Annotated in this window: 15 protein-coding genes; 12 read left to right on the forward strand and 3 right to left on the reverse strand. The window is 68.9% G+C overall.

Features of this window, described 5'->3' with window-relative positions:
- Window positions 1-84: 84 nt before the first annotated feature.
- The 3 genes from GOHSU_RS00095 to GOHSU_RS00105 are packed head-to-tail and all read left to right on the forward strand — an operon-like array spanning window position 85 to window position 3,840.
- Window positions 85-1,104, forward strand: a complete 1,020-nt coding sequence (locus tag GOHSU_RS00095) for a C40 family peptidase (protein WP_005935002.1) — start codon at window positions 85-87, stop codon at window positions 1,102-1,104.
- Window position 1,105: 1 nt separating this feature from the next.
- Window positions 1,106-2,722 (forward strand): hypothetical protein, encoded by a 1,617-nt coding sequence (locus tag GOHSU_RS00100; RefSeq protein WP_005935004.1) that lies wholly within the window; start codon window positions 1,106-1,108, stop codon window positions 2,720-2,722.
- Window positions 2,722-3,840 (forward strand): glycosyltransferase family 4 protein, encoded by a 1,119-nt coding sequence (locus GOHSU_RS00105; RefSeq protein WP_005935006.1) that lies wholly within the window; start codon window positions 2,722-2,724, stop codon window positions 3,838-3,840. Before GOHSU_RS00100 ends, GOHSU_RS00105 begins: the two co-directional genes overlap by 1 nt.
- 81 nt (window positions 3,841-3,921) lie before the next feature.
- Here GOHSU_RS00105 and GOHSU_RS00110 read toward each other — a convergent pair whose 3' ends face one another.
- A complete protein-coding gene (locus GOHSU_RS00110) occupies window positions 3,922-5,733 on the reverse strand; it encodes an AMP-dependent synthetase/ligase (protein WP_005935008.1) in 1,812 nt (603 codons plus the stop codon).
- Window positions 5,734-5,851: 118 nt separating this feature from the next.
- Between GOHSU_RS00110 and GOHSU_RS00115 the strand changes: the two genes are divergently transcribed.
- The 6 genes from GOHSU_RS00115 (at window position 5,852) to GOHSU_RS00140 (ending at window position 10,129) form a co-directional block, all read left to right on the forward strand.
- On the forward strand, window positions 5,852-6,277 hold the full coding sequence (locus GOHSU_RS00115; protein ID WP_005935010.1) for a hypothetical protein: 426 nt from the start codon (window positions 5,852-5,854) through the stop codon (window positions 6,275-6,277).
- Entirely contained in the window at window positions 6,270-6,707 is a 438-nt protein-coding gene (locus tag GOHSU_RS00120; RefSeq protein WP_005935012.1) for an SRPBCC family protein, read from the forward strand. Before GOHSU_RS00115 ends, GOHSU_RS00120 begins: the two co-directional genes overlap by 8 nt.
- Before the next feature lie 53 nt (window positions 6,708-6,760).
- Window positions 6,761-8,014, forward strand: a complete 1,254-nt coding sequence (locus GOHSU_RS00125) for an ArsA family ATPase (RefSeq protein WP_005935014.1) — start codon at window positions 6,761-6,763, stop codon at window positions 8,012-8,014.
- The gene (locus tag GOHSU_RS00130; protein ID WP_005935016.1) at window positions 8,011-8,352 is read left to right on the forward strand and encodes a hypothetical protein; all 342 of its coding nucleotides are present in this window, start codon (window positions 8,011-8,013) and stop codon (window positions 8,350-8,352) included. The genes GOHSU_RS00125 and GOHSU_RS00130 overlap by 4 nt, the downstream gene beginning before the upstream one ends.
- Before the next feature lie 13 nt (window positions 8,353-8,365).
- Window positions 8,366-9,370, forward strand: coding sequence for an ROK family protein (locus tag GOHSU_RS00135; protein WP_005935017.1), 1,005 nt, complete (start codon window positions 8,366-8,368; stop codon window positions 9,368-9,370).
- Between the two features lie 102 nt (window positions 9,371-9,472).
- Entirely contained in the window at window positions 9,473-10,129 is a 657-nt protein-coding gene (locus tag GOHSU_RS00140; RefSeq protein ID WP_024332481.1) for a lysophospholipid acyltransferase family protein, read from the forward strand.
- Here the strand turns inward: GOHSU_RS00140 and GOHSU_RS00145 are convergent.
- On the reverse strand, window positions 10,101-11,393 hold the full coding sequence (locus GOHSU_RS00145) for a glycosyltransferase 87 family protein (protein ID WP_005935021.1): 1,293 nt from the start codon (window positions 11,391-11,393) through the stop codon (window positions 10,101-10,103). The genes GOHSU_RS00140 and GOHSU_RS00145 overlap by 29 nt on opposite strands.
- Window positions 11,394-11,482: 89 nt before the next feature.
- Between GOHSU_RS00145 and GOHSU_RS00150 the strand changes: the two genes are divergently transcribed.
- Together GOHSU_RS00150 and GOHSU_RS00155 are read left to right on the forward strand one after the other, a co-directional pair.
- The gene (locus GOHSU_RS00150) at window positions 11,483-11,968 is read left to right on the forward strand and encodes a polyadenylate-specific 3'-exoribonuclease AS (RefSeq protein WP_005935023.1); all 486 of its coding nucleotides are present in this window, start codon (window positions 11,483-11,485) and stop codon (window positions 11,966-11,968) included.
- A gap of 58 nt (window positions 11,969-12,026) precedes the next feature.
- Window positions 12,027-13,421, forward strand: coding sequence for a class II 3-deoxy-7-phosphoheptulonate synthase (locus GOHSU_RS00155; protein ID WP_024332482.1), 1,395 nt, complete (start codon window positions 12,027-12,029; stop codon window positions 13,419-13,421).
- 58 nt (window positions 13,422-13,479) lie between these two features.
- On the opposite strand, the gene GOHSU_RS00160 is transcribed toward GOHSU_RS00155, so the two are convergent.
- A complete protein-coding gene (locus GOHSU_RS00160; protein ID WP_005935027.1) occupies window positions 13,480-14,796 on the reverse strand; it encodes a protein kinase domain-containing protein in 1,317 nt (438 codons plus the stop codon).
- A gap of 74 nt (window positions 14,797-14,870) precedes the next feature.
- Here GOHSU_RS00160 and GOHSU_RS00165 point away from each other — a divergent pair, with 74 nt between their 5' ends.
- Window positions 14,871-15,239, forward strand: coding sequence for an Rv2175c family DNA-binding protein (locus GOHSU_RS00165; RefSeq protein ID WP_005935029.1), 369 nt, complete (start codon window positions 14,871-14,873; stop codon window positions 15,237-15,239).
- The last annotated feature ends 45 nt before the right edge of the window (window positions 15,240-15,284 follow it).

The following is a 15,284-nucleotide window of genomic DNA, read 5'->3' on the forward strand; positions in this document are numbered from 1 at the left end:
GCGCGATGATCGCGCGACTCGCCTGACGGTTCGGTAGGAACTGGTTTCTTCACGATGCGAACCTCAGACTCTCTTCGGTTGCGGATGCGGCGGATCGTCTCGATCTCGGCCGCCCTGACGGTGGCTGCCACGGTGGCAGTCGCCCAGCCGCCGGTGGCCCAGGGCGAACCGCGCAACGCCCAGCAGGTGCTGGCGCGCTATAAGCAGTTATCGATCCAGGCCGAGAAGTCGGCCGAGGCGATGAACCAGGCGCAGGTCGAATACGATACGCAGCGCAAGACCGTCGCCCAACAGAAGAAACTGGCCGGCGCCGCTCAGGCGCGGCTGGCCAAAGCCGATAAGCAGATGGCTGCGTCACAGACCAAGGTCGACGCGCTGGCCCGGGCGAGCGCTCGCGGAGCCAAGGTGAACCGGCTCTACGCGATGTTGGTCAGCGACTCTCCGCAGAATCTGCTGGACAACATGACCGATCTGGAGATGGTGTCGCGTCAGGCCGCCGCCGATCTGCGCACCATCCGCACCAGTGCCACCGAGGCCACCAAAGCCAAGAACGCGGCCGAGAAGAGCGCGGCCACGGCCGCCAGCGCGGTCAAAGATGCCGAACGCAAGCGCGCTGAGCTGCAGAACAAGCAGTCCAAGCTGCAGTTGGAAGCGGTCTCCATCCGCGCCATCTACAAGTCGATGACCGGCCAGGAACTGGCGGCGCTGCGCGGCCCGAAGTACAACTTCGACCCTAAATCCGTCCCCAAGGGCACCGCACCGGCGCTCGTGGCGGTGCAGGCCGCGCTGACCCGCATCGGCGACCCCTATGTCTGGGGGGCGACCGGACCGGACCAGTTCGACTGCTCGGGTCTGATGGTGTGGGCCTACAAGCAGGCCGGCAAGACTCTGCCGCGCACCAGCCAGGCGCAGCTGGGCGGGGGCACCCCGGTGGCCCGCGATGACCTCAAGCCCGGCGATCTGATCATCTACTACCCGGACGCCCACCACGTCGGCATGTACGTCGGCGACGGCTACGTGGTGCACGCCTCCACCTTCGGGGTCCCCGTTGCCGTGGTTCCGATCGATAAGGGCGGTCCCTTCAACTCGGCACGACGGTACTGAGTTGCGCCGCGCGGTCGGCACGGGTCTGGCCGTCGTCCTGCTCGCCGGCGGGGCGGCAGCATGCGGAAGTGACGATCCCGCACCGACGGCCCCGACGGCCTCGACCATCTTCTCCACGCCGCCCAGCGTGTACGAGGAACAACGTGCCGAGGGCGTCAGTGCCTTACTCGACGCCCTACCCGACGCTTTGACCAGTGCCGATAAGGGCGCACTCGATGCGCTCATCGACCCCCTGGCGACCGCGGATTTCCGGCGCACCTGGCAGCTGGCGCGGGCTAATCTGGGGCCGACCCCACCGGCGGCGCGCCGGTCGGACAGCGTCGTGCCGTCCTCGCCCGAAGCCGGCGCACCGTCGGCGGCCACCGGTGCGCAGAACCCGCCTTCACGACCGTCCTCGGCACCGGCCGGTTCGCCCTCGCGCGGGCGCAATCTGGTTCTCAAAGACCTCAGCTACCGGCTGGCGATGAATTCGGGGCCGGACCGCCTGATCGGCGGCGCCCTGGGGGTGCAGTTGACCGAAGCCGGCAGCTCCGACAGTTGGGTCTCGGAGGTGACGCTGAGCTACGCGCTCGGCGGTGCCGCCCGGCCCGGGGTCGACGAGGCCGTCATCGAGGTACCGATGATGCTGGCGTTCAGCCGGTACGACGACGAGTGGAAGCTGCTGGGCGACGGTTCGGTCGCTCCCGATCCGGCCGTCACCCCGGGGGAGACCACCGCCCCCGGCGAACCGGTGCCGTGGACGTTCAGCGGTCTGCGTGCCCGTGATGTGCGCACCGCCGGCGGCGCGTCGGCGGTGTTGTCGTATCCGGGCACCGAGCGCACCGTCGGTGCGGTCGGGACAGAGCTGGCGTCGGCGGTCTCGGCGGTGAGCCGGTTCTGGGGCCAGGACTGGTCGCAGCAGGCCGTGGTGGTGGCCACCGCGACCGATGAGCAGTTCGCTGCGCTGACCCGCACCCGGCACGGAAGCACCTCCGCGGCGGCTGCGGCGAGCGTCTTCTCCCGGATCGACTCCGGCAGCAAGACCGTGGTGGGGCAGCGGATCGTGCTGGCGCCGGCGGCCCGGCAGCTCTCGCAGGCCGGTATCGCGGTGATCCTGCGCCACGAGCTGTTCCATGTGGCGGCGCGCCTGGCCACCGCCGAAGAAGCGCCGATGTGGCTGACCGAGGGCGTCGCTGAATACGTGGGACGGCGCGGGACCACCGCCGTACCGGGCAGCGGTGCGCGCAGCACCGAACGCAGCAGCGCCGCCCCCGGCGCCTCGCGCAGCCCGGGTAGACCCGTCGAAGAGCAGCCGGCGGAGACCGGGGACGAGCTGACCGATGTGGCCCCCGAACTGGCGGTGCAGGTCGCGGCCGGGCGCCTGCCCACCGATCTGCCCGCCGACAACGATTTCGCCGTCGACACCGCACAGGCGCGGTTGGCGTACCAGACAGCCTGGTCGTTCGCCGCGTTCGTCGCCGATACCTACGGGCCGGACCGGCTCAAGCAGATGTACCTGGCGGTGGCCCAGGGCGGTGACGAGCCGGCGACGGCGAAGGCCCTGCAGCAGACACTGGGGGCCTCCAAGAAGCAGCTGATCACCGAGTGGCAGCGCTGGCTCAGGCAGGAGGTGCGCTGATGCATCGGACGCTGTTGCTGACGAATGATTTCCCGCCGCGCCCGGGCGGGATCCAGTCGTACCTGGAGAATCTGCTGGCCCATCTGCCCGCCGAGGACGTGATCGTCTACGCCCCGCGCTGGAAGGGGTGCGAGGACTACGACGCGGCCGCGCCGTACCGGATCGTGCGGCATCCGAGCACCCTGATGCTGCCTGACGTGGCCGTCGCCCGCCGTGCGGCGAAGCTGGTGCGCGAGAACGAGATCCACACCGTCTGGTTCGGCGCCGCCGCGCCGCTGGCGGTTCTGGGTCCGGTGCTGCGTCAGGCCGGAGCCCAGCGCATCGTCGCCAGCACCCACGGCCACGAGGTCGGCTGGTCGATGCTGCCGGGTTCGCGTCAAGTGCTGCGCATCATCGGCGAGACCGCCGATGTGATCACCTACGTCAGCCGGTACACGCGGCGGCGATTCTCCTCGGCGTTCGGCCGGTGGGCTGCGCTGGAGTACCTGCCGTGCGGGGTCGACGTCGACCGGTTCGCCCCGGATCCGGTTGCCCGCCAAGAACTTCGGGACCGGCACGGGCTCGGGGAGCGGCCGGTGGTGCTGTGTCTTTCCCGCCTGGTTCCGCGCAAGGGCCAGGATGTGCTGATCAAGGCGCTACCGCAGCTGCTGGCCGCCGATCCGCAGGTGCATCTGATGATCGTGGGCGGGGGCCCCTATGCCGATCGGCTCAAGGCGCTGACCGCCGCGACCGGGGTGGCCGAGCACGTGACGTTCACCGGCTCGGTGCCGGCTGACGAGCTGCCCGGCTACCACGCGATGGCTGACGTCTTCGCCATGCCCACCCGCACGCGCGGCGGGGGACTGGATGTGGAGGGCCTGGGCATCGTCTTTCTGGAGGCCTCGGCCTCGGGGGTACCGGTGGTGGCCGGCGACTCCGGCGGCGCGCCGGAGACGGTGCAGGACGGGAAGACCGGCCTGGTGGTCGACGGCCGCGATGTGGAGGCGGTGGCCTCGGCGGTGATCGAGCTGCTCGGCGACCCCGAACGCGCCCGGCGGATGGGGGCGGCTGGCCGGGAATGGACCGTCGGCAACTGGCAGTGGAAGCACCAGGCCGCCCGACTGGCGCAGCTGCTCTGAGCGTCCCCGGATTGGGGACAGCCTGCCAGAGACAGCCGCACCGGCCGGGCGGCCTGATTTCGGCTCACCCGCGGCGGCGACTCACCTGCGGTAGATCTTCTCGATCTGCTGCGAATACTTCTCGGCGACGACCTTGCGCTTGACCTTCAGGGTCGGGGTCAGCTCGCCGGTCTCTTCGGTGAAGTCGTCCCAGAGGATGCGGAACTTCTTGATCGCCTCGGCATGGGAGACGGTCGCATTGGCTTCGTCGATGGCCGCCTGCAGTTCGGCGTGCAGATCGGCGTCCTTGACCAGCTGCCGGATATGGGTCTGCGGATCCTTGCCGTTGCGCTCGAGCCAGCCGGGGATCTGTTCGGCATCGAGAGTGATCAGGGTACCGATGAACGGCTCCTTGTCGCCGACCACCATCGCCTGGGAGATCATCGGATGCGCGCGCATGATGTCCTCCAGCGGTGCGGGGGACACGTTCTTGCCGCCTGCGGTGACGATGATCTCCTTTTTGCGGCCGGTGATCCGCAGGAAACCGTCCTCGTCGAGCGAGCCCAGGTCACCGGTGTGGAACCAGCCGTCGGTGATGGCTTCGGCGGTGGCCTCGTCGTTGCGCCAGTAACCGCCGAAGACCACGGCGCCGTTGAGCATGACCTCGCCGTCGGGGGCGATCCGGACCGCGTTGCCGGGGATCGGCCGGCCGACGGTGCCCATCCGGACCTCGGCCGGGGTGTTGACCGTGATCGCCGCGGTGGTCTCGGTGAGGCCGTAGCCCTCGTAGACCGGGATGCCCACGCCGCGGAAGAAGTGGCCGAGCCGGGCGCCCAGCGGAGCGCCGCCGGAGATCGCCAGTTCGCACTGCCCGCCCAGGGCGGCGGTGAGCTTGGAGTAGACGAGGCGGTCGTACAGCTTGTGCCGCAGCTGCAGGACCTTGCCGACCGAGCCGTCGTCGAGAGCCTTGGAGTACTGGATCGCGGTGGTCGCGGCCCGGTCGAAGATCTTGCCCTTGACCGGTGAATCGTCGTACGCCTTCTGCCGGGCCGAGTTGTACACCTTCTCGAACACGCGCGGCACCGACAAGATCAGCGACGGACGGAAGACCTCGAAGGTGGGCAGCAGGTTCGCGATATCAGCGGTATACCCGACGGCCACACCGGCTTCGATGGCGATCAGGTTGACCCCGCGTGCCAGCACGTGCGCCATCGGCAGGAACAGCAGCAGTCGCTTGCCCGGGCCCAGCAGATCGGCGAGCGACGAGTCCAGGACGCCGCCGACCTCGCCGAGGAGGTTCGAGTGGTAGAGCATGACGCCCTTGGGGCGCCCGGTGGTCCCCGAGGTGTAGATCAGCGTGGCCGGGGAATCGGCGCGCAGGGAACGACGCCGGGCTTCCAGTTCGGCGTCGGTGACCTCGGTACCGGCCTGGGTGAGCTGTTCGATCAGGCCCGGTCCGTCGGTCTGGTCGATGGTGAAGACCGTGGTGGCGGCGGTGACGTGGGAGACCTCGTCGAGCAGCTTCCGCTTGCCCTCGTTCTCCACGATGATGGCCACCGCTGCGGAGTCCTCCATGATCCAGTCGATCTGCGGACCGGAGGAGGAGTCGTAGATCGGGACCGGGGTGGCACCGGTGCTCCAGATCGCGAAGTCGAGCAGAGTCCACTCCAGGCGGGTCGCCGACATCAGCGCCACCCGGTCGCCGACGTTGATGCCCGAGGCGATCAGGCCCTTGGCCAGATCGCGGACCCGCTGCGCGGCGTCGGCGGAACTGATCGGCGCCCACTCGCCGTCCCCGGTGTCGTACAGGAACATCGGCCGGTCGGGCTGGGCGGCTGCGGCGTCGAAGAGGACGTCGGTCGCATTGCGCTCCGGGGGAGTGGTGAACTTGGCGGGTACGCGGCATTCGGCCATGCGAGTAATCCCCTTCGTGAAGTGTTCGGCCAGTGTCTGACTTCACTGTATCGTGCGTTGCCGGAATTCCCGATCCGGATGGGCGCCTTTCGGTGCCCGGGTGCGATGTGTGATGCTTATGGGCGTGACGACCATCCAGGTGGCTGACGAGACTTTCGTCGCCGCGGCTCCGTCCCTGGCGGGGGCCGTGGTGCATGATCGTGCGCGCTGGCGCCGCTGGTTCGGTGACCTGCGGCTGCAGGTCGTCGAAGACCGCGGGGATGCCGGGGTGCGGTGGCAGGTGGCCGGGCCCTTGGAAGGGACCATGGAGATCTGGTGTGAGCCGGTGCTCGACGGCTTCGTCCTGCACTACTATCTGCACGCCGAACCCACCCGGCCGCTGCCGGGCCAGCCGGCGGCCGCATGGGCGGCCATCGCCGAGGCCAACAAGGCGCGACGGGTGGCCGGCAAGGAGATGTCGTTCGAAGTGAAGGCATTGCTGGAGGGCGATCGCGAGATCGGGGGGCCGGCCGTCATGGCGGCGGAGGCGGTGACCGGTGGCTGACCACACCGAGCGCTCCATCGTGATCGCCGCGGACGTGGCCGACGTCCTCGGAGTGATCGCCGATTTCGATGCCTATCCCCTGTGGGTCAACGCCGCTCGCGAGGTGACCGTCCTCGAACGGGATGCGCAGGGCCGGGGTCAGCGCGTGCGATTCGCACTCGATGCCGGGATCCTCACCGACACCTATGTCCTGACCTACCAGTGGGCCCCGGACGGGACCGGTGTGTCCTGGCGGCTGGAGTCCAGTGATCTGCAGCGCGACCAGCAGGGCTCGTACCGCCTGGAACAGCAGGTTCCCGGTTCGACCAAGGTGACCTACACCCTGATGGTCGACCTGAAGATCCCGATGATCAGCCAGCTCAAGCGGCGCGCAGAGAAGGCGATCACCGAGGCGGCGCTCTCGGATCTGAAGAAGAGGGTCGAAGACTGATCGATCTGGCGCCCATCCACCTGGTCTACGGTCCCGGCGGCTCGGGCATCTCTGTGCTGGCCGCCGCCGGAGCCGTCAACGCGGCCGAGGCGGCCCGGCGATCGCCCCGAAGCGGCCCGGTCGCACTGGGGGGAACCGGCGGAACGCTGCTGGTCACGCTCGACCCCCGCTCGCCGACACCGCAGCGGCTCGGGGTGTTCCGGGTTCCGGGCGAGCCGGTGCCGATCACCGCCGAGCTGGACCTGCTGCACCTGGACCCGCTGGCCGTCGCCGAAGGCGCGTGGACCGACTTCACCGCTGCGCTGAACGCCGCCGGGGCCGCGCGCCACCTGCTGCCGGTGGTCGGTGCGATCGCCGCCATCGATGCCGGGGAACTCACCGGACTGCCCGGCATCGCCGAATTCCTCCTGCTCCGGGAGATCCGGGAGGCGGCGACGTCGGGGCGCTGGCAGCGCGTCATCGTCGATCTGTCCGGCACCGATCATTTCACTCTGCTGCGCGCGCCGACCGTGCTGGCCGCGGCGACCGACCGGCTCTGGCCCCGCCCGTTGCGGATGGCCGAGTCCGCGGAGAAGCCGGCTCTGGCACCGCTGGCGGCCGCGATAGATGCGATCCACCGCGACTGCATGGATCTGGCCGAACTGCTGACCGACCCCTCGATCACCGCAGCGCATCTGGTCGTGTCCGGCGGGGAACGCGGAACCCAGACGGCACCGGACCAGCTGGCGATCACTGAAGTGATGGGGTTGCCGTTGCGTTCGACGCTGGTCAACGCCGGTCCGGGAGGACTGCCGACCGAGGCGGTGAGCGAGGCCGTCCGCGCGACCCTGGGCCGGGATGCCGGTTCATCGATCTCGATCCGCGACGTTCCCCGGCAGGAGACCGAACCGGCCCGGCTCTCGCAGTTGCGGCGCCTGGGGATCACCTGGCCCGCCCCCAACGGACGCCCACGAGGCTCGGCGGCAGCACGGGTGGACGACGTGGGCGGCGACGGACTGGAAGCCGAGTACGAGTTGCGCTGGCAACAGAGCCTGGTCGATCCGCAGGAGCTGGCCTTGGGCCGATCCGGGGACGACCTGCTGGTGACCGTCAGCGGCTTCCGGCAGCCGGTGCGGCTGCCGTCGGTGCTGCGGCGCTGCCGGGTCAGCGGTGCGGACTGGGACGGACGGCAGCTGGTGGTGCGGTTCGCGCCGGATCCGGCGGTCTGGCCGCAACGGCCGACGGCCCGGGCCGGTACTGTGGAGACTCCGCCGGAGCCCGACCGCTCGCGGCCGAGCCCGGATTCCGAGGAGAACGACCACCGATGAGCGATTCGCAGGACAACGCCGCCGCTGGCGATGCCATGGGTGCGCTGTTGCTGGGTTTCGCCGGTCAACTCGATCAACTCGCCGCCCTGATCGGCGGCACGGGCGCCGCCGAGGACCTGTTCGGGGCGGGTTCGAGCCTGAACGGACTGGTCGGGGAGCTGGGGACTCTTGCCGGTGAGCTCGGCTCGCTGCTGTCCCGGCTGCTGGACGTGCTGATCGCGATCCTGGAGGCGGTCTCGGACATGCTGGGTTCGGGCGGCGGAAAGACCGCAGCGGCCCCGGCCACGGCGTTCCAGTCGATTCCCGTGCGGATCGGTCCCGTCGCAGCGCATTCGTGACAGGCTGGACCGGGTGGGCATCCCTTCGAACGATCTGACGATCGGCATCGATATCGGCGGCACCAGTGTGCGAGCCGCGGTGGTCGACGCGCACGGAAGCATGCTCGACACCCTGCGCGCCGCGACCCCGCCGACGGTGGTGGCACTGGAACACTGCCTGGATCGGCTGGTCGGGGAACTGCGCGATCGCTGGTCGGTGCGCGCGGTCGGCCTGGCGATCGCCGGATTCCTGTCCTCAGACCGCCAAGTGGTGCGGTTCGCTCCGCATCTCGCCTGGCGGGAGGCAGCGGTGCCGGCGCAGATGGCGCAGCGCCTGGGACTGCCGGTCTTCGCCGAACACGATGCGAACTCGGCTGCGGTGGCCGAACTGCATTTCGGCGCCGCGGCCCGGGGAAACAACAGCCTGGTGATGGCGCTGGGCACCGGAATCGGCGCCGGCATGCTGATGAACGGGCACATCTACCGGGGTAGCTTCGGGGTCGCCCCCGAACTCGGTCACCTGGTCGTGGTCCCTGACGGGCGTCCCTGTTCGTGTGGCAAGCGCGGCTGTCTGGAACGCTATTGCAGCGGCACAGCACTGGTGGACACGGTGGTTGAGCTCCTGGCCGGCAGCGACGGTGGGCGCTCGATGCTGGCCGCCGAATCCGCCGCCGATCCGGGGTCGCTGACCGGCCGCCGGGTGGCCGCCGCGGCCGCCGAGGGCGATCCGATCGCGGTGGCGGCCTTCGCCGATCTGGCGCGCTGGCTCGGCCAAGGCATGGCGGTAATCGCCGACGTCTTCGATCCGGATCTGATCGTGATCGCCGGCGGGCTGGGCATGGCGTCGGGGCTGTATCTGGACGAGGCCCGCGAGCACTACGCGAGGATGGTCACCGGTGCCGGACACCGGGAACTGGCGCGCATCCGGCCGACTCAACTGGGGGAGAACGCAGGTCTGATCGGTGCGGCGCAGGTCGCTCGGATGGACCTGGCGGCCGCCGAGTCACCGGCTGCAGACGGTGGAGGGGCCCGTGGGTAAAGTGTGCTGTCACACCGCCGTGCGCCAAGCCGAGAACGCGCGGCCGCCGCGCAGGAGGTAGGTTTGACGAACTTCTGGTATTACCTCTTCAAATACGTGCTCATGGGACCGGCGCTGCGGCTGATGGGCCGCCCCCGGATCGAAGGGCTGGAGAATTTGCCGGAGGACGGCCCGGTCTTGCTGGCCAGTAATCATCTGGCCGTCGTCGACAGCTTCTATCTGCCGCTGATGGTGCCGCGCCGGATCTTCTTCCTGGCCAAGAGCGAGTACTTCACCGGCACCGGGGTCAAGGGCCGCTTCCAGCGATGGTTCTTCTCGGCCTCCGGCCAGATTCCGATCGACCGGTCCGGCGCCAACGCGGCGGCCGGTGCACTGACGGCCGGCAAGCGGGTCCTGGAGTCAGGCGGCCTGCTGTGCCTGTATCCGGAAGGCACCCGCTCACCCGACGGCCGGCTTTACAAGGGGAAGACGGGACTGGCCCGACTCGCCCTGGAGACCGGGGTGCCGGTGATTCCAGTGGCGATGATCGGCACCGACCGCATCAATCCGCCCGGCACCGTGCTGCCGCGGCCGACTCGCATCACGGTGAAGATCGGTGAACCGCTGGACTTCTCCCGCTATGAGGGGATGTCGGGCAATCGCTTCATCGAACGCGCCGTGACCGACGAGATCATGTACGCACTGATGGCCATGACCGGGCAGCAGTACGTCGACGTCTATGCCGCCTCGCTCAAAGAGAAGCCCGCCGAAACGGCTTGAGCCACAACGCGGTCAGGAACGCCAACGCCCACAGCAGGTAGGCGTTGCCGACGATCTGCTGCCACCAGGACCAGGTCGCCACGTCGGCGGGCATCAACTGGAACGGGCCGATCAGGAAGATCGGAACGGCCACTAGCGCCAGGCCGCCGTACAGGCGGGCCCCCCACACCGAGGAACTGTGTCCGGCGATCACAGCACAGGCGAGCACCGCCGGCAGTGACCAGACCCAGTGGTGCGACCAGGTGGTCGGGGCCACCAGAAGCCCCCAGAAGGCCACGACGCAGGCACCGAGCAAGGCATTCACATCGTCGAGCGGCGTGGGATCGGCGCGCATCGCCTGTGCCGGACGAGTGCGGTACAGGGCGATCCCGGCCAGCACGGTGACCGCCACCACCGACATTGCCCAGGCGGCCGGGGCCACCGGATTGTCCGGGCCCAGAAAACGCAGCCAAGCCCCGTTGAGGTTCTGGTTGATCGGTCCTTCGGGCACACCGATCCGGCCGGTGTGGAAGACGGTGTACGTCCAGTACTGCACCGAGTCGGCCGGCAGCCACACCGCGGCGATCACCGCCGCGGTCAGAAAAGCGACCAGCCCGGTCCACATCGCCCGCCATTTGGCGCCGGCGGCGAAGACCCCGAGGAAGACCAGCGGGGTGAGCTTGATAGCAGAGGCGACGCCGACCAGAGCCCCGCGCAGTACTCCGGCGGCCGAGGGGGTTCGGCCCAGCACAAACAGGTCGACCACGATCAACACGAGCAGGATCAGGTTGATCTGCCCGAAACTCAGCGTCATCCCGAACGGGTTCCACCAGATCGTGAACGCGGAGAGCCACAGAGCTAGAGTCAGGCGATTGGCGCCGGTGCCCACATGCAGCAGCCGCAGAAAGACGACCGTGACGTAGACCAGACACAGGGCGCTGACGACAGACAGGATCACGCCGCCGACGGCCAGTGAGATCTCACCCAGCGGAGTGAAGACCAGCGCAGCGAACGGTGGATACGTGAACGGCAGCCAGATCCCGTCGGCGGTGAACGGCAGCGAGCCGTCGGCGTAGAGGCTGTAGCCCTGATGCCACAGCTGACCACCCAGCCGGTAGACGTCCAGGTCGAAACGGGTGCGGGTGCCGAAACTCGATGTGCCGGGAACACCGATGATCTGCAGAGTCGCCGATACGGCGAATACCGCCAGCCCCAGCAACCCGCCGAAGGGACCGGGCCGCCAGGTGCGCAGCCGGCCGGCCGTCGTTCGCGCCTGCGGAGTCATGGCCTAAAGGTAATCCATCGGTGCAGCGTTGCAGAGGCCCGACGGGCGTATGCGTGGCGCAACGGCCCGGTGGTGGATAATCGGCTGCCGTGCGCTACTTCTACGACTGCGAGTTCATCGAGGACGGCAGGACGATCGAACTCGTTTCGATCGGCGTCGTCGCCGAGGACGGTCGCGAATTCTATGCCGTCTCCACCGAATTCGATCCGAACCGGGCCGGCCCCTGGGTGCGCACGCACGTGCTCGACAAGCTGCCCTCACCGGCCGATAAAGCCTGGCGCAGTCGCCGGCAGATCCGCGACGAGCTGCTGGAGTTCCTGATCGCAGGTCCCGGCGAGGTGGAGCTGTGGGCGTGGGTGGGAGCCTACGACCACGTGGTGCTGTGCCAGTTGTGGGGCGCGATGCCCGATCTGCCCGACGAATTGCCGCGGTACACCCGGGAACTGCGTCAGCATTGGGAGGCCGCCGGGTGCCCGCCGCTGCCGCCGACGCAGAAGGATGCGCACAGCGCGCTGGTCGACGCCCGGCAGAATCTGCTGCGGTGGGAAGCGATCGAGGCGCACCGACACTCGTGACCGGCGATAACAGGTGACCGGCGACCGCCGCGCGGGATCTATCCGATACCCTGGAGCGGTGGCGAACTGGACCGTAGATGTGCCGATGGATGAACTGCCGGAACTGCCCCCGCTGCCGGGGAAGCTGGCCGGGCAGTTCGACGATATGATCTCCCGAACTGCCCTGCAGCAGCCGGACTGGCCGGCCGAAGAGGCCCGCAAGATGCGCACGGTCCTGGAGAGCGTGCCGCCGATCTGCATGCCGTCGGAGGTGCAGACCCTGGCCGATCAGCTGTCCGAGGTGGCGCACGGCCGTGCGTTCCTCCTGCAGGGAGGTGACTGCGCCGAGACCTTCGCGGCCAATACCGAGCCACACATCAAGGCCAATATCCGCACCCTGCTGCAGATGGCTGTCGTCTTGACCTACGGTGCCAGCCTGCCGGTGGTCAAGGTGGCCCGGATCGCCGGTCAGTACGCCAAACCCCGATCGGCCAACACCGATGCGCTGGGGCTGCTCAGCTATCGCGGTGACATGGTCAACGGCCTGGACGCCACCGAGGCGGCCCGGGTCCACGATCCTTCGCGCCTGGTGCGCGCCTACGCGAATGCGGCCGCCGCGATGAATCTGGTGCGGGCGCTGACCGGCACCGAGGCGCGACTGGCGCGGGTGCACGACTGGAACCGGACCTTTGTGCGGACCTCCCCGGCCGGAGCCCGCTACGAGGCGCTGGCCGCCGAAATCGATCGCGGTTTGCGCTTCATGGATGCCTGCGGGGTCAACGATTCCTCCCTGGAGTCGGCATCGATCTTCGCCTCCCACGAGGCATTGGTCCTCGATTACGAGCGGGCGATGCTGCGCTTGGCCGACGATCCGCACGGCGGTGACGACCCGGTCCTCTACGACCTGTCGGCGCACTTCCTGTGGATCGGCGAGCGCACCCGCCAGCTCGACGGCGCGCACATCGCGCTGGCGAAGATGATCGCCAACCCGATCGGGGTCAAGATCGGCCCGACCACGACGCCGGAAGAGGCCGTGGAATACGTCAAGACCCTGGATCCGGACAACCGGCCGGGTCGGCTGACCCTGGTGGCCCGGATGGGTAACGACAAGGTTCGTGAAGTGCTCCCGGGCATCGTTTCGGCGGTCGAGGAGACCGGGCACAAGGTGATCTGGCAGTGCGATCCGATGCACGGCAACACCCACACCGCTTCCAACGGCTTCAAGACCCGCCACTTCGATCGCGTCGTCGACGAAGTGCAGGGTTTCTTCGAGGTGCACAACGCCCTGGGCAGCCACCCCGGCGGCATCCACATCGAACTGACCGGTGAGGACGTCACCGAATGCCTCGGTGGGGCGCAGGACCTGTCGGATCTGGACCTGGAGAGCCGGTACGAGACCGCTTGTGATCCGCGACTGAACACCCAGCAATCGCTGGAACTGGCGTTCCTGGTCGCGGAGATGCTGCGCGGCTGAGGCCTCCGTCAGCCGGCGATCCGGGCTCTCGGCGGCGCCGGTTCGGCCGGGGTGCCGCTCAGGAGACCAGCGTCATCCCCAGGAGCCATCCGCCGGCGGCCAGACCCGCCGCGACGAGGAGAACGAGGACCGTCCAGACAAGGGCGGCGACGGTGCTTCCGGTCTGCACGGGAGGGTGGGACGACTCGTCCTCGAGGTCGTTCGGTTCGCGAGGATGGGAGCGCCCGTCGAACAACGGGCGCGGCTCGGCCCCGTCGAAGTGCGGAGCGTCGCGGCGCGGATCACCGTGGCGCTCGCCCGGCCAGTCCGCGGGATCGGCATAGTCGTCGGCGTAGTCGTCGTCCGGATAGACGTCCTCGGGGTGGTCGTCGCCCGGGTCGTCATGAGCGGCGTAATCATGGTCGGCGCAGTCATGATCCGGAAAGGCGTCGTCGTATTCTGCCTCGCGCCGGGTCGGTGCGATCGGGCGCGCGATGGCTGAGGTGACACGTGCGGAGGCCTGACTGGGGGCGGGGACGGTGAACGGCGGGAGACCCAGATCGTCGACCGCATCGAGGAGGGCGTGCTGCATATCGAAGGCATCGTCGTACCGGTCCGCCGGATCGCGTTCGGTGGCCCGCAGCACGATCTCGTCGATCTGCGGCGGGATCCCGGCGATCACATCGCTGGGTGCGGGTACGTCGTAGCTCAATCGCTGGTAGGCCAGCGCCAGCGGGGTGGCGCCGCGGAACGGCTGACGGCCGGTCAGGAGTTCGAAGAACAGCACGCCGGCCGAGTAGACGTCACTGCGCGCGTCGATATCGGTGGAGCTGACCTGCTCCGGCGACAGATAGGCGGCCGTTCCCAAGATGATGCTGGCCGAGGTGACCCCGGCTTCGGCGACGGCGCGGACCAGGCCGAAGTCGGCGACCTTGACATCACCGGTGTCGGAGATCAGGACGTTCTCCGGCTTCACATCGCGATGCACCAGCCCGGCGCGATGCGCGGTTCCCAGGCCGCCGAGGGTGGGGATGCCGACCGAGGCGACCGCGTGCGGGGGCATCGGGCCGCGCTCCCGCAACAGTTCTCGCAGACTGCCGCCGCGCACCAGTTCCATCACCAGGAACGCGATGTCGCCGTCGATGCTCTGGTCGTAGACGTTGACCAGGCCCGGATGGCTCAGCCCGGCGACCGCCCGCGCCTCGAATTCGAAGCGCCGCAGGAACTGCGGATCTCCCAGATACCGGCTGTCCATCACCTTCACCGCCACGCGCCGGCCCAGTCGCTGATCGGTGCCGACATACACCGACGACATACCGCCGCGCGCGATCGGAGCATCGATCCGGTAGCGACGCTCGAGCACCCGGCCCAGCAGCGGATCGTCGGAGGAGGTCACGGGGGAGAATCTACCTGTGATCTGCGTGAAACCTCTCGAGCCGGGCCCGGCCGCGTCGGGTATCGTCACCTCTTGTGAGTTCTCTTCCGCTCTCCACCGGCATCCTTCCCGACGACGCCGAGGTACTGAGCCTCGACGAGGCGGCAGATCACCTGCGGCTGTCCGGTAACCGGGTGCGAACCCTGATCCGTGACCACAATCTGCTCGCCGCCTCCCGCGACGGCCAGGCGGTGATCCCGGCCCTGTTCTTCGGTGAGCCGGGGCATCTGGCCAAGCACTTCGAGGGACTGGTGACCATCCTGCTCGACGGGGGTTACACCCGCGATGAGGCGCTCAACTGGATGTTCACCGAGCAGCACGACCTCGGGATGCATCCGGCGCAGGCGCTGCACACCCATTCGGCGCGGGAAGTGATCCGCCGCGCCCAGGCGGAGGCCTTCTGACCGGGCGCCCTCAGGCGCCGAGCAGGTCGCGCCGGCCGCCGGTGA

Origin of the sequence: Gordonia hirsuta DSM 44140 = NBRC 16056 (assembly GCF_000333015.1) — a bacterium.
Taxonomy (GTDB): Bacteria; Actinomycetota; Actinomycetes; order Mycobacteriales; family Mycobacteriaceae; genus Gordonia; species Gordonia hirsuta.

Coding starts and splice junctions, on each gene's coding strand:
- GOHSU_RS00095 (WP_005935002.1), top strand. CDS start 85: ATGCGGCGGATCGTCTCGATCTCGGCCGCCCTGACGGTGGCTGCCACG.
- GOHSU_RS00105 (WP_005935006.1), top strand. CDS start 2,722: ATGCATCGGACGCTGTTGCTGACGAATGATTTCCCGCCGCGCCCGGGC.
- GOHSU_RS00110 (WP_005935008.1), bottom strand. CDS start 5,733: ATGGCCGAATGCCGCGTACCCGCCAAGTTCACCACTCCCCCGGAGCGC.
- GOHSU_RS00115 (WP_005935010.1), top strand. CDS start 5,852: ATGGGCGTGACGACCATCCAGGTGGCTGACGAGACTTTCGTCGCCGCG.
- GOHSU_RS00130 (WP_005935016.1), top strand. CDS start 8,011: ATGAGCGATTCGCAGGACAACGCCGCCGCTGGCGATGCCATGGGTGCG.
- GOHSU_RS00140 (WP_024332481.1), top strand. CDS start 9,473: ATGGGACCGGCGCTGCGGCTGATGGGCCGCCCCCGGATCGAAGGGCTG.
- GOHSU_RS00145 (WP_005935021.1), bottom strand. CDS start 11,393: ATGACTCCGCAGGCGCGAACGACGGCCGGCCGGCTGCGCACCTGGCGG.